The sequence below is a fragment of the Cysteiniphilum sp. 19S12-1 genome, assembly GCF_052030685.1.
Lineage (GTDB): Bacteria > Pseudomonadota > Gammaproteobacteria > Francisellales > Francisellaceae > Caedibacter.
In genome coordinates this window covers 1-24,607 of the sequence record NZ_JBQAJM010000032.1, presented here as the reverse complement: position 1 = coordinate 24,607, position 24,607 = coordinate 1, and the positions used below count along the sequence as shown (strand labels likewise).

Sequence of the window (24,607 nt, the reverse complement as noted above, 5' to 3'; positions counted from 1 at the left end):
TTAAAAGCTCAATTGCATGAGCTAGCAATTAGATCGACTGATTCATAATTCAATGTTTAAAACTCTAAACTTCAGTAACAATGGTATTGGCATTAGCAATATCAATACCGGTTTCAATAATTGTGGTACATACTAAAATTTGATAGCGGTTTTGTTGGAACTCAAACATGATTTTTTCAAGCTCACGTTCGCGCATTTGCCCATGGGCTACTGCAATTTTAATATCAGGAAAGAGTTTTTGTAACTCCTCAGCCTTATGATAAATTGTGCTAACACTATTATAAAGATAGTAGACTTGTCCACCTCTTAATGCCTCACGCATCACGGCTTCTTTAACAGTGCTATTATTATATTGTCTGACAAAAGTTTTAACCGATAGACGTTTTGCCGGAGCCGTGGCAATGACTGACAAGTCACGAATATTAGAAAATGCCATATTCAAGGTGCGTGGAATAGGGGTAGCTGTCATTGTTAGAATATCAATATTAGCACGCATTGCTTTCATTTTTTCTTTGTGTGTCACACCAAAGCGGTGCTCCTCATCAATAATTAATAATCCCAGATTATGAAAGTTAATCTTTTCAGATAATAGTTTATGTGTACCGATAACGATATCAATACTGCCATCGTTGATTTGTTTAATAGCCGTATTTTGCTCTTTGGTTGTTTTAAAGCGTGATAGCACCTCAACTGTCGCACCCATTTCACTAAAGCGGTCGCTAAAGTTATCAAAATGCTGTTGTGCTAATAAGGTTGTAGGTGCTAAAACAGCGACTTGTTTATTGTTACTTGCGGCAATAAAGGCAGCACGCATTGCCACTTCTGTTTTACCAAAGCCAACATCGCCACACACGAGTCGATCCATTGGTTTATTTGAGAGCATATCTTTAATGACATCATTGATGGCAATGGCTTGATCAGGGGTTTCTTCAAAGGGAAAGCCTTCACAAAATGCCAGATAATCTTTCTCGTGAAAGATATTGCCATAGCCTTCTTTAAGTGCGCGTTCTGCATAAATTGCCAAAAGATCAGCGGCAACATCATTGATTTTTTTAGCGGCTTTTTCTTTTTCTTTTTGCCAAGTGTCGGTACCGAGCTTACTAATAGGTGCGTGTTCAAGCTCAGTGCCGCTATAGCGACTGACTAGATGTAGTGCATAAATGGGTACATAGAGTTTTTCATCATTTTTAAATTTAAGCGTTAGAAACTCGGTGTCTTGAGCACCGAAATCCAGTTTAGTCAAGCCATCAAAGCGAGCAATGCCATGTTCAATATGTACCACCGGACTGCCTAAGCTTAATTCCGATAAATCTTTGAGGGCAACAGTGGGTATACTTTCATCTTTTTGTTTAATACGCGTGCGTAAATTGATGGCACTGTGATTTGCAAACAGATCAAACTCAGTAACAATCAATATCCTATTATTCTTTTCGTCCTCCGTAATAATACCTTGGGTAAAGGGCGCAACCGTGATCGAGTGTGTTGAAGTGGATTCAAGTGCGTCGCTAAAATTCACATAGGTATCAAGCTTTAAGCCCAATTTACTTAAGTTTTCATACATAAGCGCTTTTCTACCGGGACTTTCAGCACAAAAAATAACTTTGTTAAAGCTTGTATTTGTTAATAAATCCAGAAGTTTTTGATAGGGCTCTTTATATTGATAATGCACATGAATATCAGGAAGTGTGTTAACCTCAAGGTTATTTGCTTTGGTTTTATCCTGATGCAACCATTTAATATGTGAGAAGTTTTTAATTAAACCATTAAATGCAGCAGGTGATAGAAAAACCTGCTCAGGTTTTAAAATAGGGCGCTCGCGATCATGCGCTAACTGGTCATGCCGTGTCAAAATATCAGTGTGATATTTCTCTAATGACAATTGGCAGTTATAAATGCTATGAATGATTGTATCTTGTTGTAAATAGTCAAAGAGGGTATTAACACGCTCAAAAAAAAGTGGCAGATAAAATTCAATACCATTGATCATTTGCCCTTTGATAATACTTTGGTAAATTTGATTTTGAGTATCTGCGTGCGGTATCATCTCATACCAATTTAGCGCAAATTGATCGAGTGTTTTTTTATCCAGTATAAACTCTTGGGTTGGTAATATATTGACATCATCAATCGCGGCGTGTGAACGTTGCGTCTCGACATCAATACAACGGATACTATCAACCTCATCGTCAAACAAATCAATACGATAAGCGTCATCTGACCCCATTGGGAAGATATCCAAGATACTACCACGCACACTAAATTCGCCTCGACTAATCACTTGGGTGACTTTCTGATAACCAGCCGTCTGTAATTGACGCATTTTCTCAGTCAGATCAAGTGTGTCACCTTTTTTGATCATGAAAGCATTGGCATGTAAAAAGGATGTTGGAGGCAGATATTTAACAAGGGTATTAACGCTGACGATAATTATACTATTAGGGTTGTTTTGAATCTGATTTAATGTATTCAAGCGCGAGGAAATAACATCTTCACTCGCGGAGAAATAATCAAAAGGCAAAATCTCAAGATCAGCAAAATGTAAAATGTTTTTTTGTGGCAGTAAAAAGCATAGTTCATCATACAGTTGTAATGCGACTTGTGCGCTCTCACATACCAGCAAATGATGCTGCTGATCATGGTTTAAGATATATTCATTTAAAGCAAGCGATAGCGCCGTAGGAATGGCATTAGCATAAATATTGCGTGTCGCTTTTGGCAGAATCTGCATGGTAAAGTTAAATCTAGAATATTCGGTGGCATTATTTTATCGAACTCCCTTAACATATACCAGAAAAGATGCCGATTATTGCGCAGTATAGCCGCCATCAATGGCAATATCGCTACCCAATAAGAAACTGCCAGCTTGATCAATCAAATAATAGATCAAACTTGCCACCTCTTCAGGTTGTCCTAAGCGTTTTGCCGGTTGTAGCAATTGTTCTTCTTTATGAATGGTATCAATATCAGCACCTGATTTTTGACAGTAGTTTTTTATTGCCTGCCAATAAAGTGGTGTTTCAATGGTGCCGGGACAAACACAGTTGGCAGAAATATTATCTTTAGCATAATCAAGGGCGATATTTTTGGTTAATTGTGCAATGGCAGCTTTTGTTAGACCATAAACTGCCGAGTGGTTTTTAGCAACAAATGATTGATCCGAACCGATCGTAACAATACGTCCACCGTTTGGATTGTGCTTCATTAATTGTATTGTTTCCTTAAGCACAAAAAAGCAAGAAGTAAGATTAGTGTTTAATACACGAAAATAGTCTTCTTCTGTGGTATTTTCAATGCTGGCAGAGAAATGAATGCCCGCATTAGAGATAAGCGCATCGATACGTGGATATTTTTCTTTAACTTGCTTAAAAGACTCATTGATTGCCGCAACTTGACTTAAATCCGTTTGAATATAATCAACACTTTTAAGTTCATTTGGGGCAATATCTAGATTAATCACTTGATAATTATTGGCATGAAACAGGTTACAACAAGCCTTACCGATCCCTTGACTGCCACCAGTAATGATAATGGTTTTTTTTAAGTACATAACTAAATTTGATTGTTTTGTTGATAACTGCTAACTGTAAAGAAAAAGTGACTGAAAGCAAATGTAATTTATGATTTTTAATCGCGTCTTTTAGATCTTGCTCTTATCACATGCCATCAAAAGGTTTTATTTTTATCACAGGATCTAATTACGGAGAGTGAGTCAAGTCATATTACGGAAATATTCAAGGAAAAAGTTGCCGCCTTTCGTGAAAAATATCGCTAGAATAGCGAATGTATTTTGTTATTTTTAGCTTATGAGGAGCCCGTCATGTCATTGACAGAAGCAATACCAACAATCGATTTCCAGGCAGCATCCTTGGATATTTGGGACAGTAAATATCGTTTAAAAACACGCGTAGGTGAGCCAGTTGATCAAGATATTGATGCAACTTATCAACGTGTTGCTAAAGCATTATCAGAGGTTGAGACAACCAAAAAGTTGCAACAAAAACATTATGAAGAATTCTTGTGGGCACTAAGAAATGGTGCCATTCCCGCCGGAAGAATCGTCTCTAATGCCGGCGCACTTGAACATAAGCCGGCGACTTCTACGATTAACTGTACGGTTTCAGGCACGATCCATGACTCAATGGATGATATTTTGCAAAAAGTACATGAGTCAGGGTTAACACTTAAAGCCGGATGTGGAATCGGTTATGAGTTCTCGACATTACGTCCTAAGGGCGCGTTTGTTGCTGGAGCCGGTGCGCACACCTCGGGCCCCATGTCATTTATGGATATTTATGACAAGATGTGCTTTACCGTGGCATCAGCAGGTGGTAGGCGCGGTGCACAAATGGGCACATTCGATGTTGGTCATCCAGATGTGTTTGATTTTATTCGTGCCAAACGCGAAGATGGGCGTTTGCGCCAATTTAATCTGTCATTACTCATTACTAAAGATTTCATGGATGCTGTTGAGCATGATGGTCAATGGCATTTGGCTTTCCCGATGACTGAGGCTGAACAAAAGGCACATAACATTGATTTGCAGGATAAAACACAAGTATTATGGCGTGATTGGCCAGTTAAAGATGATTATATTAGTGATGATTCAGGTCTTGTTGCTTGCAAGATTTATAACACGATCAAGGCGCGTCGTTTGTGGGACATGATCATGTCATCAACCTATGATTATGCTGAGCCTGGATTTATTTTGATCGACAAGGTTAATGAAGATAATAACAACTGGTTTTGTGAGACGATCCGTGCAACGAACCCATGTGGTGAACAACCATTACCACCTTATGGCTCTTGTTTGTTGGGTTCGGTTAATTTGACTAAATTTATTGAAGCACCATTTACCAAAGAAGCACGTTTTGATTGGGATAAATACCGTAAAGTCGTGCGTATTTTCACGCGTATGCTTGATAATGTCGTTGAAATCAATGGTTTACCATTAAAAGAGCAACGTCATGAAATCGAATCCAAGCGCCGTCATGGCATGGGCTTTTTAGGGTTGGGATCTGCGATCACCATGCTTAAAATGAAATATGGCAGCAAAGACTCGGTAGCATTTACCGAAGAAGTTGCCAAACAAATGGCGCTAGAAGGCTGGCGTGAAGGCGTTAAACTTGCCAAAGAAAAGGGTAGTGCGCCAGTGCTTGAAAAAGACTATATCGTCACTGAAGAATTTTTGCGCTTACGTCCTGAAATGGCCGCAGATGGGATTAAAGTTGGCGATGTGATAAAAGGGCGGATGTTACATGCCAAATATAGCCGCTATATGCAGCGTATCTCTCAAGAAGACATCTCCATTATTGATGCAATTTGTGAGCATGGTTGTCGTTTCACACATCACACATCTATCGCACCTACGGGGACTATTTCTCTATCACTAGCGAACAATGTCAGTAACGGCATTGAGCCAAGCTTTGCTCATCACTATGCACGTAATGTCATTCGTGCGGGCAAAAAATCCAAAGAAAAAGTCGATGTATTCTCTTATGAGCTATTGGCATATCGCCAATTAATCAATAAAGAAGCAATACCTTTTACCAAGGAACCAGCACAAAAGTTACCTGAATATTTTATTAGTGCCGATAATGTTAAACCAAAAGAGCACGTTGATATTCAGGCAGCAGCGCAAAAATGGGTTGATTCGAGTATTTCAAAAACAGCTAATGTGCCGACGGATTTCCCATTTGCTGATTTTAAAGACATATATCTTTATGCTTATCATCAAGGCTTAAAGGGCTGTACAACTTTTAGGTTTAATCCTGAAGTCTTTCAAGGTGTATTGGTTAAAGATGAAGATCTTGAGAAAACCAAGTATCGTTTTACCCTTGATGATGGCTCAGTGCTTGAGCTAAAGGGCAATGAAATGATCGAGTATGATGGTGAAGAGCATACAGTAGCGAATCTTTATGACGCTTTAAAAGAAGGGTATTACGGCAAGTTTTAATGCTTCAAAATAAAACTTTGGCTGTTTAGATTGGATTAATCGCTAAGACTATCCGATAATATACTCAAGCAATTAATCCATAAGGAAAAATTATGTGGGCAATTATCGGTAGCAGTGGCTTTGAAGAGTTTGATGAGTTTGAGATAGTAGAAACATTGCCACGCGAGACACCATTTGGGCTATGCTCCAATGGCTTTTATCGTATTAAAGTTGGCAATAGAGAAATGTTATTTCTGTGTCGCACCGGACAATCTGAAAATATTTTACCGAGTAAAATTAATTATCGCGCGAACATTTATGCCCTTAAAAAATATGGTGCAACCGCTATTTTAGCCTTGTCATCTGTGCGTAGTTTGCAAACGGTATTAAAACCTGGTGATATGGCAATTCCCTACCAGTATATTGATCGCACTAAGGGTTTGCGCGAATCGACTTTTTGTGATGATGGCCTTTTGGCCTATGTATCATTAACCCATCCAATCAGTGAAAAAGCTGCTGATATTATTAAAAAACAAAAGGCAAACTTTGATTTTCCAATTCATTTTGGGCAAATTTGTGTATGTATTGAAGGTCCGCAATTTCCAACAATGATTGATGCTAAATGTTATCAAGCAATGGGCGGAGGGGTTATTGGGATGACTGCCTTTCCTGAATTTGCCTTAGCACGCGAGGCGGGACTTCATTATCTACCTTGTAACTTTATTGTTGATTACGTACCGTGGTCGGATGATATTGATAATAACGACTGCATATTGCAAACCCGCTTTGATAACCATGCTAAGGCTGTGGCTTTAATTCACTGGGTTGGTGAAAAATTAACCGAATTTTCACAAAATGATTGTAGTGATCAAGGTATTGCAAGCTCTATCAGTGGCATGGGCGATAGAATGACGCCGCGCCAACAAAGCTGGTTTAATGTGTTAGCAAAATCTAATAGTGAAGTTGTTGTTTCCAAAGCAGCTGCTGAGCGTATTCGAGAAGTAACCCTTTATCATGGACAAAAAGCGGTACCAGAAAAACTGCAAAACTTATTAGATTTCGTCAATAAGTATAAAAAAGATGAGACCTTATCCATCGAAGGCGTACGCAAATCGGCAGCATCACTTATGTTATATGCCGGTAGCGAGGTTGATATTGCCTCTGTGCGTGATTTCGCAGTGAAGGTCGATGGGCGTGAGGTTAATGTGCGTTTGTACCATCCAAATCCTAAAGAACATTTACCTATTGTGATTTATATTCATGGTGGCGGCTTTGTATCCGGAACGCTGGACTCATTTGACGCACCATGCAGGCACCTGTCTCATACAACCCATCGTGTGGTGTTAGCCATTGATTATCGTTTAGCACCTGAAAGTCCATATCCAGCAGGGTTTAATGATGTCTATCAGGTAGCTAAATGGGCGTATGAGCATGCTGCTGATATTAAGGCAGATCATAACGATTTTACGATGATTGGTGATAGCTCGGGAGGCAACTACACCGCGCTTTGTGTTGAGAAATCCATTCAAACAGGTGAGTTTATAGTAAGCAATCAGGTATTAATCTATCCGACAACTGATTTAACACATAATACAGAATCAATGCGTGAGTTTAGTCAAGGGTATTTGTTAGAGTCACGTCAAGTTAATTGGTATAACTCACAGTATCGCCCTAAAGATATGAATGGTACTGAGCCCGAGATATCTCCGCTGTACATTGCAGATCTTGAAAAAATGCCACGCACTATGGTGTTTACTGCAGGGTTTGATCCTTTAAGAGATGAGGGCTTACTCTTTGCACAAAGCTTAATGGAAAAAGGGGTTGATACACATCATTATCATTTTGATAATATGATTCACGGGTTTATTAATTTTGGCAAATTGGTGCCACAAGAATGTGAGGTATTATATCAGCGGATTGAACGTTTCTTGAACTCAAAATAAATACTATGACTTCTTAGAGCTTTTTAAATTATCCCATGATTTTTGCCAGCGGTGAATATTGTCTCTTGCGGTGGTATTGAAATAATCACTTGGTGTGATTGCTGCATTTGGTTTTTTAGTAATGGCGGCAGTGGCATGCTTTTGCCCTAAATATAAATCCAATGTTTTGTTAAAGCACATCACCAATGTATTTTGCATATCTGTGCCATAGGATTTAATCACTTGAGCTAAAAACTCATTACTAAACATTTGTCTTGGACTGGTCTCCTCAAGATCATTAATAATCTGCATCAATACACTTCGGGTAATATCTTTGCCACTTTTATTTTCAACTACAACAACATTTTCATGCTCAATAATGAGCTTATGTACACCTTCTGCCGTAATGTAGCAACTGTCCTGTGTATCATATAAGCGCCTATTAGGATACTTCTTAATGAGCCTAACTTCGTTTTTGTCGTATTGCTTCTCCATGAAAAAATTCCCATTATCTAGAAAACTTGCTTGAATCGCAGTGTAACATAAATCATTCATTATCAATATATGGGAAAAGCAAATACACGATGCAAAAAATAATTTATGCTAAATTTCTTGGCTATGACCATATTCCTGCCCACTTTGATTGTGTAAGCGTTGGCTGAGCGTAAGTCGAAGCCTTTATGAAGTATGATTTTCACAAGCTACCCTTCGACTTACGCTCAGGGTACGGTGAGCACTTGTGGGTGAGCATTTAGTCTTAGCCAATTTCTTTTATTTACGAAAGATTTTTGCATGATAGCGCAGAAATATCGTTATTTTAGCGTATTTACGTATATACTATAAGCGTTTTTAGTTAAGGGAAAAGTTTTAGGAGAAACGATGGCAAGTTTAGAGCAAGAAAAACATTCAAGTGGTTTTGAACATGGTCGCATTAAAGTAATCGGTGTTGGCGGCGGCGGAGGTAACGCGGTAGGTTACATGGTCGAGAAAGGCTTACAAGGTGCGCAAATTTATGCGATGAATACCGATAAGCAGGCACTTGATAAGAATGCCGCACCACACAAAGTACAAATTGGTGAGTTTATTTCCAAAGGACTAGGTGCTGGAGCCAATCCTGAGGTTGGTCTTAAAGCTGCGCAAGAAAGCATGCATCATATTGAGGAAGCTATTGCTGATTGTGATATGTTATTCATTACTGCGGGTATGGGTGGTGGTACCGGTACAGGGGCCGCAGGTGTTATTGCCGAAGTTGCAAAGCGTAAAGGTATTGTGACGGTCGGCGTGGTAACGACACCTTTTTCATTTGAAGGGCGTCGTCGTGAAGTTGTTGCCAGACAAGGTATTTCAGCGCTTCAAGAGCATGTCAATTCCTTGATCGTTATTCCTAATGATAAATTACGTAAATCATTGGGGGACAGAACAACCTTAATGGAAGCTTTCCACGCTGCCAATGATGTACTTTTTAATGCGATGTCATCAATGACTGGGATTATTCGCACGCCTGGACATATTAACGTTGACTTTGCCGATGTGAAAACAGTTATGGCGTCCCCTGGTTTGGCAGTCATCGGGACAGGGCACGCCGGTGGTGAAGATCGTATTTTAAAAGCCGTTGATAAGGCAGTTTCTTGTGACTTATTGGAAGATATTGAACTTAAAGATGCCAAAGGTTTATTGGTGTGTGTTACTTCAAGCAATGATATTTCTTTAGGCGAATTTACTGAGCTAGGTGATAAAGTGGCAGAGATTGCCTCTGCTGATGCGCCCGTTATTATCGGAACCTCTATCAAAGAAGATATGGGTGACACTGTTGATATTACGATTATCGCAACCGGCTTTGATGTTGATGTGACGACTGAGCGTTATAACACGATTCGTCAAGTAAAAACACAGACTCAATCTAACCAAAATAGCTTAACCGAAGGGCAAACTTTAGCGCGTAAAGCTAATCCAGATAGCAATTAAGCACCTAAACAATAGTTCCTTGAGAATCTAAAAAAATACCTGATACTATTTGCATAGTAATGAATCAAGAATAAGTTGCGTCAACTATTACCTCTCCCCTTGCGGGAGAGGTCGTGCAGCTTAAGCTGAACGGGTGAGGGGGAGTAATTAAAGCTCAACTTATTTTTGAATTATTACATAGGTACTTAATATCCCTATATCCCTGATAAATTTTTAACAACACGGACTGTTTTGACAATATTGTGCATAATGCGCTTTTAATTGACGATGTATCACCTTATTGCTTGCTGTTCTTGGCAGTTTTTCAATTAAAATAACATCGCTTATTTTAAATAATGGATTTAAACGCGATTTAAGCAATGCTTGCATTTGTGATTTTAACTGACAAAGATCAATTTGCATTGTCGGTACAACATAAATAACGAGTTTAGATATGCCTTCAATTTCATCATTGACTGCCACTGCCGCAAGTTCATAAATATCCTCTAAATTCAAAAGCACTTGCTCAATCTCAGCACTTGAGGTTTTAATCCCACCTAAATTCATGGTGTTATCAGCGCGCCCTAAGGAACGATAATAGCCATTAGTTGAGCGCTTTAATAAATCACCATGTCGACGTAATGGTATATTGTTATAAGACGGCATATCACGATAATATATATCACTGTTATCGGCATTTAATAAGCGGTTGGACAGACCTAATGCACAAGAACTTAATGCAGCCTCGCCAATGCACACAGTATTTTGTGATAAGATATGATGTTTTTCATCTAAAAGCTTAAGCTCAATACCAAAACAAACTTGTGAGAATTGAGAGGGGACATTCGCCTGCAACAGTGTTGAGCTGATATAAGCACCACCAATTTCCGTACCACCACAGTATTCTATAATCGGTTTATAGCCAGCATGTAATGATAGGTAAAACATATCTTCAATATTAGAGGATTCACCGGTGCTGGCAAAGAGCTTAATATGCTGCCAATTAACTTTCTCAAGCACAGCATTAGTGCGCCAAGCATTAACAATGCTTGGAATCACACCCAGTTTGGTAACTTGGGTTTTCTCAATAAACTGGGCGAATTCAAGTGAAGTCGGTAAATCTTCAGTTAATACCATCGTTGCCCGATTTAAAAAAACGGTAAATACAAGCCAGGGTCCCATCATCCAGCCAAGATTTGTTGGCCACGCCCAGATATCTTCTTTGTTCGTATCCATATACAGCTTAGCATCGGTTGCTACTTTAAGTGCTGTACTTTGCTCCCAAATAATAGCTTTTGGTGTGCCCGTTGTGCCCGAGGAGAATAAAATGTTGATAACACCTTGTGCACTCTGTAGATAAGGGTTAAGTATTATATGTATGTTATTTGGCGTTAATAGATCATCAAAGGACATGTCATTAGCACGTAAGTTGATGCCTTGATTTTTAGTGTTTAAACAGATGATTGATGAAACCTGACAATTTATGATCTTTTGATAAAGCTCGAGCGTTTTATTGCCACGAGTAATCACATCTTGTGTTACCACGAGTTTGCAGTTGCTAATATTAAGTCGTTTATTGATCTCACTTTCGGAAAAGCTATCGGCAATCGAGACAACACTGGCACCAAGATAGATAACGGCCAAGTAAGTTGCCACGGCCTCGATATTCATTGGCATAATAATGGCAATGGTATCTTTTGGGCTTAATTGATAATGATGTTTAAGTCCTCTAGCAATTGTAAGAACCCAGTCTTTAAGCTCGGCATAATTTATGGTTTGATGGGTACATTTACCATAACGCATCCCTTTATAAATAATGGCAGGCTTCATGGCAAGATCCTTTTCAACATCAATACAGCAATCAGCAATATTAAAAAAAGCACCCGGCAACCATGTTGGCGTGTAGGGAAATAACGACATATCAAAGCTTGCTGTTGGCCTTTTGCTAAAAGACAAACCCAAGTCAGCAATGGTTTGTCCCCAGAAAGCTTGAGGTGAGTCAATGCTGTATTGATAAAATTGAGAAATATCCGAGAAATTAAGCTGATCAAGCCATTTGCCGAGATAGCTATTGTTCACTGTCTCATTATCAGGTAGCCAAATGGGTTTAAATTCGGTTTCAGCATAACAAAGGTGATATAGCTTATAATGAATATCAAAAGGAATATCGGCTGTTAAATAGCATTGTGTTAGTTGCTGCCATTTTTCTTGAGGTGATAATTTACTAGTAAACAATTGCTTGATAGCACTGGCATGGGGCGCTAATGATGTATTGCATAGAAAACTCAAATCCTTATCCATAACTTGTCCTTTGTTGATCTTTTAAATAATTGAAAATACAAAACAAGAATATTGTAGCTAAAATTAAATTGAAGTAAAAAGGTTCATTCCTGCAAAGTATTCGCTTGACCTTAATCCCAAGATCACAATAGAGTATAGAGGGATGAAAATAGGTGACTTTGATCAGGTAAAAAAGAGATAAAAAAGGAGATATGAATGTTTGAATACCAAAATATTATTTATGCAATTGATGTCAATGATGATGTAGCAAAAGTATTAGATCATTTGGTTGATTATGCTAAAACCAAAAAAGCGAAACTACATGTTGTTACTGTGCACAAAACAGTGTTTGATTATGGCTATGGCGCGGGTGTTTCAGAGAAAACACCTAATCAATTAATCAAGGACCGCTTAACACAGAAGTTTACTGAAGTTACCGCAAATATTGCCAAACACGATCATGTGATTTGTAAAGTAATTGATGCGGACTCTGTGGCAGATGGCATTATTGAATATATTGAAAAACAAAACATCGATCTTTTGATTCTCAATGGACATCACCATGGCGTTTTTGGGCGCATGGGCTCAGTGGCAAGCAAGATCTCTAATAATGCACCGTGTGATGTGGTCATTCTGAAAAATGCTTGATGCAAAAAATGCACAAAGTCAATTAAATGGCGATAAAGATATAAGTCATTACCTTAGTTTATTAAATCAAATCGATAACAAAACAATCGTTATTACGGCTAATACTCGCTTAAAAGATCATCTAACGACAATGTATTTAGACTATGCACGCAATCAGCAGCAATATGTTGTGTTGGGCGATGTTTTTATGAGCTTTGATGGATTTGTTGATGCGCTATATGCTAATGCACAAATGATAGATCCCTCATTACCAAATCTGATCAGCGATGATGAAGCACGATTTTTGTTATTAAGCTTTCTTAAGGAAGATACAGATGTCTTTATGCCTAATGCGCAACAGGCTAAGCTTGTACTTAGTGCGTGGCAACTGTTACAGCAATGGAATTTGAGTACACAGGCGCTTGAGAATGAAACAGACAATAAGAATGTTCGTTTGTTTTTACGCTGGATCGAGCGCTATCAAAACACCTTAACTGAAAATAACTGGATAGATAAGTCACGCCTGATTACAGCGCTTTTGGCAAAGCATGAGATATTAGCTAAGACGTTCGCGTATTTAGATTATCATAAAATTATGCTTATCGGTTTTGATACTGTGACACCGCAAATGGACGTCTTGTTTGCGCACTGTGACTCTGAGCTTAATTTTACGATAGATGATTGGACTTTAGCGGATACAAAAAGCGAGGTTCAAATAACCGAATACCTTGAGGATCAACTAGAGATTCAAAAAGTTGCCAAAGCTGTGTTTGAATTAAGCCAAAGCGATCCACAAGCAACAATTGGTGTGATTGTGCCCGATTTACAGACACAATTTAGTGCTTTGGTTGATGCTTTTGATCAGTATTTTATTGCAACTAAAATGAAGCAAAACCCCTTGTTAGATAACAGTTCTCGTGAATATACCATATCAGGTGGCGAAAGCTTATTGTGTCAAGGCATTGTTTATCAGCTGATGCTATGGCTTAAGATGAGTAAAACGCTAAGCTATGATGAGATTAAGTTGATGCTAAGCTCGAGCTATCTTAAAGGGCATGATGATTACAAAGCACAAAGATATCAAAAGCTACAGGTACTTAAATCGAAAGTACCTGAATCCATTGAATTTGCTAAGTTGATTAAGCTTAAGTTATTTATCGATGATTGTGATCCAATTTTATTGGAAGTGATCACACAGATGTTGCATTTTCATAAATCGCATAGGCAAGAGGGTAAAATCACGGCTTTTGCTTTTATTGAGAAATTAAAACAAGCGTTGGCAATACTTGGGTATCTTGATCATTGCAAGCTTACCAGTATAGAACATCAGACGTTGACACAGTTTTATAAGCTACTTAATAAGCTCATTATGTTAACGCGTTTAGAGATTAAACTTGAATTTAATCAGTGGTTGGTTGAGCTACAAACCTTAGCCAGTAACACACTTTTTCAAACTGAAACGACAACGAATCCACGCGTGCATATTCTAGGGATGCTTGAGGCAACCGAAGTTTACTTTGATCACTTGTTTGTGATACGCATGAATGATAGTAACTGGCCAAGTCTTGCCAATATGAATCCTTATTTGCCTTTGTCATTGCAAAGATCACAATCGATGCCGCATTCCAGTGTTGAGCGTGAGCTTCAATTTGCCAAAACCATTACCAAGCGTTTAACAAAGCAGGCGAAACATATTCATTTTAGCTATGCATTATTAAATGATGAAAAAATACAAATGTGCTCACCTTTACTGATGGGGCTAGCTGCAATTGATTATGATCACACAAAAATTAATCACAAAAAGAGTAATGAAGTGCAATTTGATGTGTTTGAGGATAGCTCATTGTCAGCCATGACAACTGAAGCCTGTCAAAAACTCAAGGGTGGTTCGCAAGTTTTTAAAAACTTTGCGGAATGTCCGTATCGCGCAGCATTGATTCATCGTTTGCATCTAGATGCTGATAAAGCGCATAAGCCAATATTATCAGCGCTTGAGAAGGGTGTGATTATCCATCATGTACTAGAGCAGATTTGGCGCGAATTAAAAACATCTGACAACTTAATTAATATGCCAAAAGATGCGCTGATTGAAAAAGTAGCGCAACATGTCCAATCAGCATTAAATAGGCATGTGGCATTAATCAATATGCTGCCGCAACTTATCAAAGAAGTTGAGATTGTGCGTCTGCAAGAGGTCATCATACAGTGGCTTGACTATGAGAAATCACGACAAGCGTCATTTGAGGTCTTAGCACTTGAGAAAGAACTCAAATGCATGATTGCAGGCGTGACACTTAAGCTACGGTTAGATCGAGTCGATAGATTGTTGGATAATCATACGGTAGTCATTGATTATAAAACCTCTAAAAGTTACCAAATTAGCGATTTGCTCAAATCACCGATTACCGAATCTCAACTGCCATTATATGCCATCTATGAAAATGCTGATGCCGTGGCAGTTGCGACGGTAAATGGTGCGAAGATTGGTTTGCAAAGTATCTCAAGCATTGACGATTGGATACAAGAAGGCGAACCTAAAGCTTATCCAGCAAAAAAAGGCAATAAAATAGCTGATGATGCACCACAAAATTACACGGCATTAAAATACTATTGGCAAGTCCAACTTGATGAACAAATGTCGAGTTTTGTCGCAGGTGAGTCGATGCTAACGCCTTCAGCGGCTAGTTGTCAGTATTGTGAATTTGCGATTGTTTGTCGCATGAGTTATTTCTAGTCATCTTTAGTCATCAAGAATAAAACCTGTGATTCTTTATTCATTTGTATACTAAATGTGCACATATTCTTTTGACTTGAAGAGGAGCATATTATGAATACAAATAAGTTGTTATCACCTGTTAAGTTTTTTAAAATGTCACACCTATCGCGATATTTAGGCTTTGGCTAATTATTTTGTTTTTCGCCGACATTTGCCGATATCTTACAGCTTGAAAAGGGCAGTTATACCGATAGTTTGCATAATAGAGTGGATATTATCAGTGGCAAGCCATTTACTGCATTAAATGCGATACCAAAAGTCTCAGAAAAGCTCAGCGCACCCTATCCAACAACGGATTGGTGGTCGTCACTGATTTGGAGTTTTAATAATCAAAACATGTTTTCAGAGGCGATGTTTCCGCATCCATTAAGTGTCAAAACAAATGCCAAAGGGTTAGAGATTGGCTATCCACAAGAGCCACGTGTTTATTCGCATGAATGGCAGGGCAAAATACTACAACGCAATTCAGGTTATCAATACCCGCATTTTGCTGATATGACCGTCGGCTACATATAGATGGTTATCAATGGACTTGGCAGGGTAGTAATATTGACGTGATGAAATCAGTGCAGTTTACCGTACACGATATGCATGTTGGGCAATTTAGCTCATCAGAGTATTCATTAGCGCCATTGAAAGTGGATTCAGCAACGGATACAACAGAATCTGCAAGTGACTCCTCTAACAACAGCAATCATAGAGATGATGAGCGTATTGAAGTGAATGAAGAACGCTTTAACTTATTGGCAGCTATCAATCCGTCTAGTGGGACATTTAATATCATGTTTAATGCTCAACAAGAACGTGCTTATGTGATTATTCATTATGTAGACAAACAAGGTATTTCACAAAATAGACACCTTATTCGACAAGGCAATAATCAATGGCAATTAGCTGCTAACAGTTTTGATCGAAACAAAGGCTTCTCTTTAACGATTGACGACCCAAGTGGGCAATTTTCAACAAAGAGGTATTTTTTCTAAGCATACTGCCCAATTCGCCAGCGACGCGAGAGGAAGTTGTCTATATTAAGTTTCTTTTTAAGAAAATTTTGATTTTGCGCCAACATCGGTGTTGGCTCGGGGTGGTGAAAATGAAAGTTATACTTGCGAGCGATACGTCGTAAATTACTGACACTACAATCGAGTAATTTGGCTATATCATGGGTTTCCATCTTACGTTGCATGCACTGTTGAAAAAACTCTAAAATCGAGCAGTGATAAAGGTTAGTAATTTTTTCTTCAACGGTGATTTTCTTCATTAATTTTCTCCCTATGCGTTCGTCCTTATATTTGTCTTGTCATTGCGACTTAACAAAATATTACAATTCACGTGTCCTAATTAAGCATCCTGCTTCGGTAAATAAGCTAAAATTGAACATGGTGCTTATTAGTTGCCAGTTACTTTAATATAAATTCTTAGCGATTGGCTAGCACAAAGTGTAAAAAAATTGCAAATTTAGCAATTTGATGCTTAACTCACCAAGGTATACATATTGATACAAGCTATTAACAAAGGAGATAGTTTATGGATAGCGATAAAAAATCACTAAAATTTCAGTCTGAAAAAGTGAAGTCATTGGATTTAAAAGGGCGTATTACACCTGTTGTATTGAGTTTGTTTCTTGTGCTTGGGATTGCTGCCACGCAAAAAATAAATGCAGCAGCGGCACCAACTACAACTGACAGTAAAGCATTAACAACACTCACGCAAAGCACTAATAGTATTACCGTTGAAGAAGTTGAAAAAGCACAATCTCAATGGGCAGCAGGAATTGTCGCAATAGGAGAGGCTTATACCAACAAAAAAAACTACAAGAAAGTGGCGCGAAAAATAATCAATAAGCTCTATGCTTATAATTATGAAAAAGGTGTGGTGATGTTTAAACCGACTAAAGCAAAGGATATTCCATTTAGACCAACGAAGGAATCCGCACTTTCTTACTTTGTTGGTGGCAACAAAAAATTTAAAGAAGATAAAGGCTTTGCGCTTCAGCCATGGGCAAAAGTGGTTTTCCACAATGATGAGATGTATTTCCATGGTGATATGGCGATTGCGATGGGTACGTATGACTTTACCGATGATGAGGGTGAAGTGACAACCGTTGAATATACCTTCGCTTACGTTAAAATGCCAAATGGTCAGCTAAAAATTGTCTTACATCATTCTTCTGCACCATTTTCAGATTGATTTATCGCCTAAGACTAAATATTCACCCACAAGTACTTACCGTACCCTGAGCGTAAGTCGAAGCGATGCACTGAGCATCAGTCGAAGTGGGTAAGCTTGGAAAAGTCACACTTCATAGAGGCTTCGACTTACGCTCAGCCAACGCTTACACAATCAAAGTGGGCAGGAATATGGTTGTAGCCGATTTATCCTATAATCAATAAACTCGCAAACTGTCTATATTCACTTACATGTCAGCGTGGTGCTGTTATAATGCCACCACTGTTTTAGATCGATTTATCTCACCTTTATGCAAGCAAATACAGCTTCAGAACGCAAGTCAGCACGTGCTTGGTTAAAATCGCGTGCTCATCCTGCTAAAAAATGGGGACAACTCACCATTCTAGTGAGTTTCTTAAGTGGCTTGTTACTTATTGGACAGCTTTATCTGTTGGCGCATATTTGTTATGCCGCTTATATTGAAAAACTCTCAAATATTGAATTGATTAGCTACTTTGTTGCTATTATTGCTATTGTGTTTATGCGGGCAGGCCTTTCTTGGCTTAAGGAAATAGTGAGCTTTAAGGCTGCGGCTAAAGTGAAAGAGCAGTTAAGAGACGATGTTATTGCGCATATTAATCAATTGGGGCCTGTGAAATCAGGTGAGTTAAGTAGTGGTGATTTAATCAGTGCAGCAATGGAGCAAGTGGAAGGCTTAAATAATTTCTTAATGTATTTCTTGCCACAAATGACCTTAGCAGGACTTATGCCACTGGCGATTTTAATCTTTATTTTTCCACAAAGTATTGTTTGTGGCATTATTTTGTTGGTGTGTGCACCGTTAATCCCACTTTTTATGATGCTGGTTGGTTGGGGCGCTGAAAGTGAAAACCAAAAACATTTTCAAACCTTAGCGCGAATGAGTAGTGCCTTTTTAGACACACTGCATGGTTTAACGACTTTACGTTTGTTTAATCGTGCTGAAAGTCATGCGCAAAAAATCTTTGAATACTCTGATGATTATCGCATCAAAACGATGAAAGTATTGCGTATTGCCTTTTTGTCATCGGCAGTCCTTGAGGTGTTTTCCGCCGCATCAATTGCACTAGTAGCTATTTATCTGGGTATGGGTTTTATCAATAGTGCCAATGTACATACAGTGTGGTGGTCTTTTGAAAATATGACCTTGCAAGGTGGTTTGTTTATTTTGCTATTGGCACCTGAATTTTTCTTGCCTCTTCGTGAGTTAAGTACGCATTATCATGCAAAAACTGAAGCGATGGGGGCAGCACTTGAATTGCAAAAAATATTTGCTTTATCAAAACATGAAGATGTACAAGGCGAGAATGGTGAGCAAGCTAAAGAACGTGGAAAAGATGGAAAGATTAATCAAGTCAGCTTGATACAAGACTTACCAATGATTGAATCAATTCAATTTAATCATTTAAGTTTTTGTTATGCCAATAAACATAAAAATGCACTGACAAATATATGCTTTGAAATTAAGCATAAGCAAAAAGTTGCAATTGTAGGCGCCAGTGGTGCCGGTAAAACGACTATTTTAAATTTACTTATGCAATTTATGCATGCAAAAGATGAAGGCATTACGATCAATCATGATTTACCACTTAATCGCATTGATGAAAAGCTTTGGCTTAGTAGAATCAGTTGGCTTGGACAAAATGCAGGTCTCTTTAAAGGCAGCATTCGCTATAATTTACAACTAGCTGATGCTAATGCTCAAGATGATGCATTATGGCATGCGTTAAAATTGGCACAATTAGATCAAGAAGTGAATGCATTCCCCGATAAATTAGCAACTGAAATCGGTGAGCAAAGTATAGGCTTATCCGGAGGGCAGGCACAGCGTTTGGCATTAGCACGCGCCTATCTTAAGCCTTGTGAGTTACTCTTGTTAGATGAGCCTACAGCAAGTTTGGATAAAGACAATGAGCGTCTTATTATGCATAGCTTATTAAACAATTGGCAAAATAAAACGGTGATCCTGTTGACGCATCGCTTACAGTTCTTGAGTGAAATGGATCATATTATCGTCATGGATGAAGGACACATCGTACAACAAGGGTGCTTGGAGGAATTGTTGCAAGATCAGTCAAGTTACTTTTATGCGTTATATCGTCACCAAATCTTAGAAGGAGAAGTTGCATGCGCGCATTAATTCCTTTTTTAAGTATTTTTAAGCATCAAGCAAAATGGATGTTTATTGGTACATTTCTTGCATTTTTAGCGATTTTAGCCAGTATCGGTTTATTGTCTTTATCTGGTTGGTTTATTTCATCAACAGGATTTGTGGCTATTTCAAGTTACGCAATTGCCAGTCAATTTAATTATTTTTATCCTTCCGCTGGCGTGCGTGCCTTTTCATTGATGCGTATTTTAACGCGCTATGGTGAGCGTGTTGTCACACATGAGGCAACGTTTAAGCTACTAACCGATATTCGGGTATGGGTTTATAACAGGCTTGTGCCCTTGGCGCCAACACATTTAGCACAATATAAAAGTGGTGACTTACTAAATCGCTTAGTGAATGATGTCAATAGTCTGGATAACCTATATATTCGGATTATCTCGCCAAGTTGTGTGCTGTTTTTATCGATATTACTGATTGGTGTATTTTTTAGCTTTTTAAGTATTCCTTTAGCATTAATGACCATGGGCTTTGCTTTTGTTGCAGGGTTTTGTATCCCTGTTGTTGGTGGCAAATTATCTGCTCATACCGCAAAAACGCTAGCACAAGAGTCTGCGGATTTAAAAACATCAATAACTGAGCATGTGCAATATTTAGCAGAGCTTAAAGTCTTTGCCGCAGAAGATAAGCATGCAGAGATAATTAATATGCAAAATAAAGCGCTTATTACAACGCAACAAAAAATGAGTCATTATACTGGGCTTAATGCAGCCCTTATGACCTTGTTCTTGGGTGCTACACTCTGGTGTGGTGTATGGCTAATGGTCGGACTTGTTCATCAAGGTCTGATAAGTGGTGCTTTTATTGCCCTAGTTGCTTTAGGTATTATGGGCTTATTTGAGGCGATTATGCCTTTACCTGTGGCTTATCAGTATTTGGGGCGTACGCTGTCTTCAGCTAAGAGACTATTAAATATTATTGAGCAAAAACCGGCAAAATTATTTTTTAATGATGACAACAGCGAGCAACTAAATAGTCCAAAACTGAATAACATTTCTTTTGAGAATATTTCTTTTAGCTATCCAGGACGCAATAAGCTTGTCTATGAGCATTTTAATCTTGAGATTGCAGCCAATGAAAAGCTTGCTATTGTAGGCGCTACAGGTTGTGGTAAGTCAACGATTGTTTCCTTGTTGGCAAGGTTTTATGCGCCATCAGCAGGCAACATATTAATAGGTGGTGTTAATATTGCACAATTTACCGAGTCACAACTGCGTGAGCAAATAACGATTATCGGTCAGCATGCACATATTTTTAATGGTAGTATCCGTGATAATCTGTTAATCGCAAATCCTCAGGCAACTGATGAGATGTTATGGCATGCTTTACATGTTGTTGATTTAAAAAACTTTGCCTTGGCGTTGCCATGTCAGTTAGACAGTTGGACGGGGGAGTATGGCAAGCATCTTTCAAAGGGTCAGCAAAAGCGTTTATCATTAGCGCGTGCGGTATTATCTCAAACACCTATTTTGATTTTGGATGAACCGACAGAAGGTTTAGATAAGGTCATTGAAAGAAAGGTGATTGATAACTTACAAGCAGTGTTTAAAGATAAAACGGTGATCATCATTACGCATAACGACACGTTGCTTAGTAGTGTTGACAGGGTGCTACGCATAACACAATAAAAAATGAAGTATTGCATTGCAATATAAAGTCATGATTTCATTCGACAATAAGCGTGGTGCTCACTACAATATCTACAATTTCATAAGGAAACAGTAAGACGATCATAAGATGAAAAAATGTGGATTTGTCGCCATCATTGGGCGACCAAATGTTGGAAAGTCAACGCTTTTAAATCATATCCTAAAATATAAAATCAGTATCACAAGTCGTAAACCACAAACAACACGCCATCAAATTACCGGCATTAAAACCATTGAAAACACACAATTTATCTATGTCGACACGCCTGGGCTTCATCAAGATGAGCCACGTGCGATTAATCGTATGATGAATAAACAAGCAAGTAGTGTAATTAATGATGTTGATGTCATTTTATTTGTCGTTGAGGTTGGTAAATGGACAACGGCTGAAGAGTGGATATTACAAAAAATTGAGTCGGTCAAAGTACCCGTAATCTTAGTGATTAACAAGGTTGATCAATTAAATAACCGTCAAGAAGCAGTCGAGTTTACTGATGAGATCAAACAGAAATATCCCTTTGCCGCAAGTTTTCTTATTTCTGCCAAACAGGGGCATTTAATCAATGAACTAGAAGCTAAAATTGAAAGTTACTTGCCGGAAAGTGAGCACTTTTTTTATGCTGAAGATCAGGTTACTGATCGCACTGAGCGATTTATGATGGCGGAAATTATTCGTGAGAAATTAATGCGTACACTGGGTCAAGAGGTACCATATCAATTAACCGTTGAGATTAACAAAAGCAAATTTGATGAAGCACGGCAAATTATGGACGTTTACGCAACAATCTTTGTTGAGCGCTCTGGTCAAAAAGCAATGGTTATCGGTGCCAAAGGGCAGAAACTCAAAAAGATCGGTAGTGAAGCTCGTCAAGATATGGAGTTTATGCTTGGAAAAAAAGTGTTTTTACAACTATGGGTTAAAGTTAAAGAAGGTTGGTCAGATGATGATCGCGCGCTTAAATCATTGGGTTATGATTTTTAGGTTTTTTAGGTTTTTTACGACTGGAGCTATTGTCAATGATTGAACAAACAACAGAAATTTCAAATAAAACCGAAACAGATAGTCAAAATAAAATACCAACATCAAAAAATGCAGGGGCAAAAGCATGGAAGAAGTATGTTATTTTAGGTGTTGTTATTTTGCTTTGTGTGATCGGATTTTATGCTTATGTAAAATATACCGAAATTTATCCATCAACCGATGATGCTTATGTCAATGCTGATGTTATTCATATGTCAGCGCAAGTCACAGGTAAACTTGATAAGTTATATATCAGTAATAATCAAGCGGTGAAAAAAGGCGAGCTGTTATTTACAATTGAGCCGCAAAGCTTTGAGTATGAGCTTGCTAAAGCCAAAGCAGATTTGACATTGGCAGAAGTGGAAGTTGCTGCGATTAAAGACTCGATTAACCTACAAGAAGCCAAGCTAAAACAGGCACAAGCACAAAAATTTGTCGCAGAACAAAAAGAAGCACGCATTGCCAAGCTTGCTGTTCAAGCAATGGTTTCAAAAGAAGATGCCGATGAGGCTAAAGGCGATCTTGAAGTGGCCAATGCCAATGTTAATGCCGCATTAGCTAGCATTGCCCAAGAGCAAAAACAATTAACATTGCAAAAATCAAAAATTGCTGCAGCTAAAGCAGATGTATCAACGGCGTCATTAAACTTAAGTTATACTAAGGTTTATGCGCCAGCATCAGGATTTGTGACGAACTTTACGTTGCGTCCAGGCTCACTGATCACACAAAATCAAAATCTATTTGTGCTAGTGAGTAATGAATCCTATTGGTTGGATGCTAACTTCAAAGAAACGCAAATGTCACGGATGAAAGTCGGACAAAAAGCATCCGTCATCCTTGATATGTATCCGAATGTGACATTGCATGGCACGATTCAAAGTATTAGTGAAGGAAGTGGCAGTGTATTTTCTTTATTGCCTCCTGAGAATGCATCAGGTAACTGGGTCAAAGTAGTACAGCGCTTTCCTGTAAAAGTTGTCCTTAATCAGAGTGAAGTTAACAAAGTGCCGAGTCTGCGCGTTGGCGCATCAGCAACCGTTGAGGTTGATACTAATTCTTAGATTATTCTAACTCGCTTTGTAAAACGGGTTGTATTCTATTGGCGTTAAGCATACTGTTTAGTTTTTTCATCATCAGTGAGAAAATGATCGCAACAATAAAAGCAACTGCTGTCATGACTAAGAATATCTTGGCGTACATTGGGTTGGTTGCAGCAGCAGTAATGTTTTGCGCGTGCTCAGTACCACTTAACGCAAAGTTCGATACAGGTCCTGCTAAGTTAATCCCAAAGGCAATATTGATAAATAAATAACCCGTGAATAAACCTTGATGCTTGGGCTCAATCATCTCTCCTGCCATAGCATAATTCACAGCATTAACATGAATTTCACCCGCTGAAACGATTAAAAGTAGCAAAATAGGAAAGAGTACATTAACCAGGTGTGCTTTATCTGCAAGAAATATGCCTAAAGGGATCATTAAAAAAGCGATAACATACATGCTTAAGCCGCGCGCTACTAATGAGCCGGGTTGATAAGGGTTATTTGCTTGCTGACGTTTTTTCATCATGCCTGCTAAGATAAAGCCAAAGATAATAACCCCAAGGCTTTCAAAAAGATTGACAGTAGCAGGTTGCATCGGAATACCAAAAAGAGATTTTGAGGTATTGAATTCAACAAAGTTTTCTAAAGCTGTTGATTGTAATCCTTGAACGAAAGCAAACGCCATACTCGCCGAGCTTAAAATAAGATAGGCATAAATTCTTGTGCGATAATTGCTTTGCTGTTTTAGTGCAAAATAGACCATGTAAATCAATGCCGCAATAAAGGCAATATAAATAAGTTTGGAGCCAACATCAGGATGATGCATCAAGTAATAAGCAAACAGTAAACAGGCAATGACAATTAAAGGCGCAATATAAAAACGCTTTGTATTGAAGGCAAATGAAGTAACGTAATACGTATCTTTGTCATTAACATTTTTCCAATTCACAAGATGAAGCTGAAGTTTAGAGTTTTAAACATTGAATTATGAATCAGTCGATCTAATTGCTAGCTCATGCAATTGAGCTTTTAAGC

Annotated in this window: 17 protein-coding genes and 1 pseudogene; 12 read left to right on the top strand and 6 right to left on the bottom strand. The window is 38.4% G+C overall.

Features of this window, described 5'->3' with window-relative positions:
- Positions 1-64: 64 nt before the first annotated feature.
- Positions 65-2,728 carry a transcription-repair coupling factor gene (locus ACTS4L_RS09665; protein WP_440651980.1) on the bottom strand — a complete coding sequence of 888 codons (2,664 nt, stop codon included), beginning with the start codon at positions 2,726-2,728 and terminating at the stop codon, positions 65-67.
- 75 nt (positions 2,729-2,803) lie between these two features.
- Positions 2,804-3,547, bottom strand: coding sequence for an SDR family NAD(P)-dependent oxidoreductase (locus tag ACTS4L_RS09660; RefSeq protein WP_440617548.1), 744 nt, complete (start codon positions 3,545-3,547; stop codon positions 2,804-2,806).
- Positions 3,548-3,817: 270 nt separating this feature from the next.
- Between ACTS4L_RS09660 and ACTS4L_RS09655 the strand changes: the two genes are divergently transcribed.
- Positions 3,818-5,953, top strand: a complete 2,136-nt coding sequence (locus ACTS4L_RS09655; RefSeq protein ID WP_440617549.1) for an adenosylcobalamin-dependent ribonucleoside-diphosphate reductase — start codon at positions 3,818-3,820, stop codon at positions 5,951-5,953.
- Positions 5,954-6,045: 92 nt separating this feature from the next.
- On the top strand, positions 6,046-7,875 hold the full coding sequence (locus ACTS4L_RS09650; RefSeq protein ID WP_440651979.1) for an alpha/beta hydrolase fold domain-containing protein: 1,830 nt from the start codon (positions 6,046-6,048) through the stop codon (positions 7,873-7,875).
- Between the two features lie 3 nt (positions 7,876-7,878).
- On the opposite strand, the gene ACTS4L_RS09645 is transcribed toward ACTS4L_RS09650, so the two are convergent.
- The gene (locus ACTS4L_RS09645; RefSeq protein ID WP_440651978.1) at positions 7,879-8,409 is read right to left on the bottom strand and encodes a polyhydroxyalkanoate synthesis regulator DNA-binding domain-containing protein; all 531 of its coding nucleotides are present in this window, start codon (positions 8,407-8,409) and stop codon (positions 7,879-7,881) included.
- Between the two features lie 324 nt (positions 8,410-8,733).
- Here ACTS4L_RS09645 and ftsZ point away from each other — a divergent pair, with 324 nt between their 5' ends.
- Positions 8,734-9,819 carry a cell division protein FtsZ gene (gene ftsZ, locus ACTS4L_RS09640; RefSeq protein WP_440617552.1) on the top strand — a complete coding sequence of 362 codons (1,086 nt, stop codon included), beginning with the start codon at positions 8,734-8,736 and terminating at the stop codon, positions 9,817-9,819.
- A gap of 213 nt (positions 9,820-10,032) precedes the next feature.
- On the opposite strand, the gene ACTS4L_RS09635 is transcribed toward ftsZ, so the two are convergent.
- Positions 10,033-12,099, bottom strand: coding sequence for an AMP-binding protein (locus tag ACTS4L_RS09635; protein WP_440617553.1), 2,067 nt, complete (start codon positions 12,097-12,099; stop codon positions 10,033-10,035).
- A 195-nt stretch (positions 12,100-12,294) separates the two neighbouring features.
- On the opposite strand from ACTS4L_RS09635, the gene ACTS4L_RS09630 reads away from it, so the two are divergent.
- The 4 genes from ACTS4L_RS09630 to ACTS4L_RS09615 all read left to right on the top strand — a co-directional run bounded on the left by ACTS4L_RS09630 (position 12,295) and on the right by ACTS4L_RS09615 (position 16,464).
- Positions 12,295-12,726, top strand: a complete 432-nt coding sequence (locus ACTS4L_RS09630) for a universal stress protein (protein ID WP_440617554.1) — start codon at positions 12,295-12,297, stop codon at positions 12,724-12,726.
- The gene (locus tag ACTS4L_RS09625; protein WP_440617555.1) at positions 12,719-15,439 is read left to right on the top strand and encodes a PD-(D/E)XK nuclease family protein; all 2,721 of its coding nucleotides are present in this window, start codon (positions 12,719-12,721) and stop codon (positions 15,437-15,439) included. The genes ACTS4L_RS09630 and ACTS4L_RS09625 overlap by 8 nt, the downstream gene beginning before the upstream one ends.
- A gap of 237 nt (positions 15,440-15,676) precedes the next feature.
- A complete protein-coding gene (locus ACTS4L_RS09620; protein WP_440651977.1) occupies positions 15,677-15,997 on the top strand; it encodes a hypothetical protein in 321 nt (106 codons plus the stop codon).
- A gap of 38 nt (positions 15,998-16,035) precedes the next feature.
- A complete protein-coding gene (locus tag ACTS4L_RS09615; protein WP_440617557.1) occupies positions 16,036-16,464 on the top strand; it encodes a hypothetical protein in 429 nt (142 codons plus the stop codon).
- On the opposite strand, the gene ACTS4L_RS09610 is transcribed toward ACTS4L_RS09615, so the two are convergent.
- Positions 16,461-16,742, bottom strand: coding sequence for a hypothetical protein (locus ACTS4L_RS09610; RefSeq protein ID WP_440617558.1), 282 nt, complete (start codon positions 16,740-16,742; stop codon positions 16,461-16,463). The two genes, ACTS4L_RS09615 and ACTS4L_RS09610, sit on opposite strands and share 4 nt — an antisense overlap.
- Before the next feature lie 266 nt (positions 16,743-17,008).
- On the opposite strand from ACTS4L_RS09610, the gene ACTS4L_RS09605 reads away from it, so the two are divergent.
- From ACTS4L_RS09605 to ACTS4L_RS09585, 5 genes are all read left to right on the top strand, one after another.
- Complete coding sequence (locus ACTS4L_RS09605) at positions 17,009-17,671, top strand: phosphoribosyl-AMP cyclohydrolase (protein ID WP_440617559.1); 663 nt, start codon at positions 17,009-17,011, stop codon at positions 17,669-17,671.
- A 289-nt stretch (positions 17,672-17,960) separates the two neighbouring features.
- Positions 17,961-19,829 (top strand): thiol reductant ABC exporter subunit CydD, encoded by a 1,869-nt coding sequence (cydD, locus tag ACTS4L_RS09600; RefSeq protein ID WP_440617560.1) that lies wholly within the window; start codon positions 17,961-17,963, stop codon positions 19,827-19,829.
- The gene (cydC, locus tag ACTS4L_RS09595) at positions 19,817-21,487 is read left to right on the top strand and encodes a thiol reductant ABC exporter subunit CydC (RefSeq protein ID WP_440617561.1); all 1,671 of its coding nucleotides are present in this window, start codon (positions 19,817-19,819) and stop codon (positions 21,485-21,487) included. Before cydD ends, cydC begins: the two co-directional genes overlap by 13 nt.
- Before the next feature lie 109 nt (positions 21,488-21,596).
- Positions 21,597-22,490 carry a GTPase Era gene (gene era, locus ACTS4L_RS09590; RefSeq protein ID WP_440617562.1) on the top strand — a complete coding sequence of 298 codons (894 nt, stop codon included), beginning with the start codon at positions 21,597-21,599 and terminating at the stop codon, positions 22,488-22,490.
- 35 nt (positions 22,491-22,525) lie between these two features.
- Positions 22,526-23,590 (top strand): efflux RND transporter periplasmic adaptor subunit, encoded by a 1,065-nt coding sequence (locus ACTS4L_RS09585; RefSeq protein WP_440617563.1) that lies wholly within the window; start codon positions 22,526-22,528, stop codon positions 23,588-23,590.
- 1 nt (position 23,591) lies between these two features.
- On the opposite strand, the pseudogene ACTS4L_RS09580 reads toward ACTS4L_RS09585, so the two are convergent.
- Positions 23,592-24,530, bottom strand: a pseudogene (locus ACTS4L_RS09580) (MFS transporter); the annotation flags it as partial.
- Between the last annotated feature and the right edge of the window lie 77 nt (positions 24,531-24,607).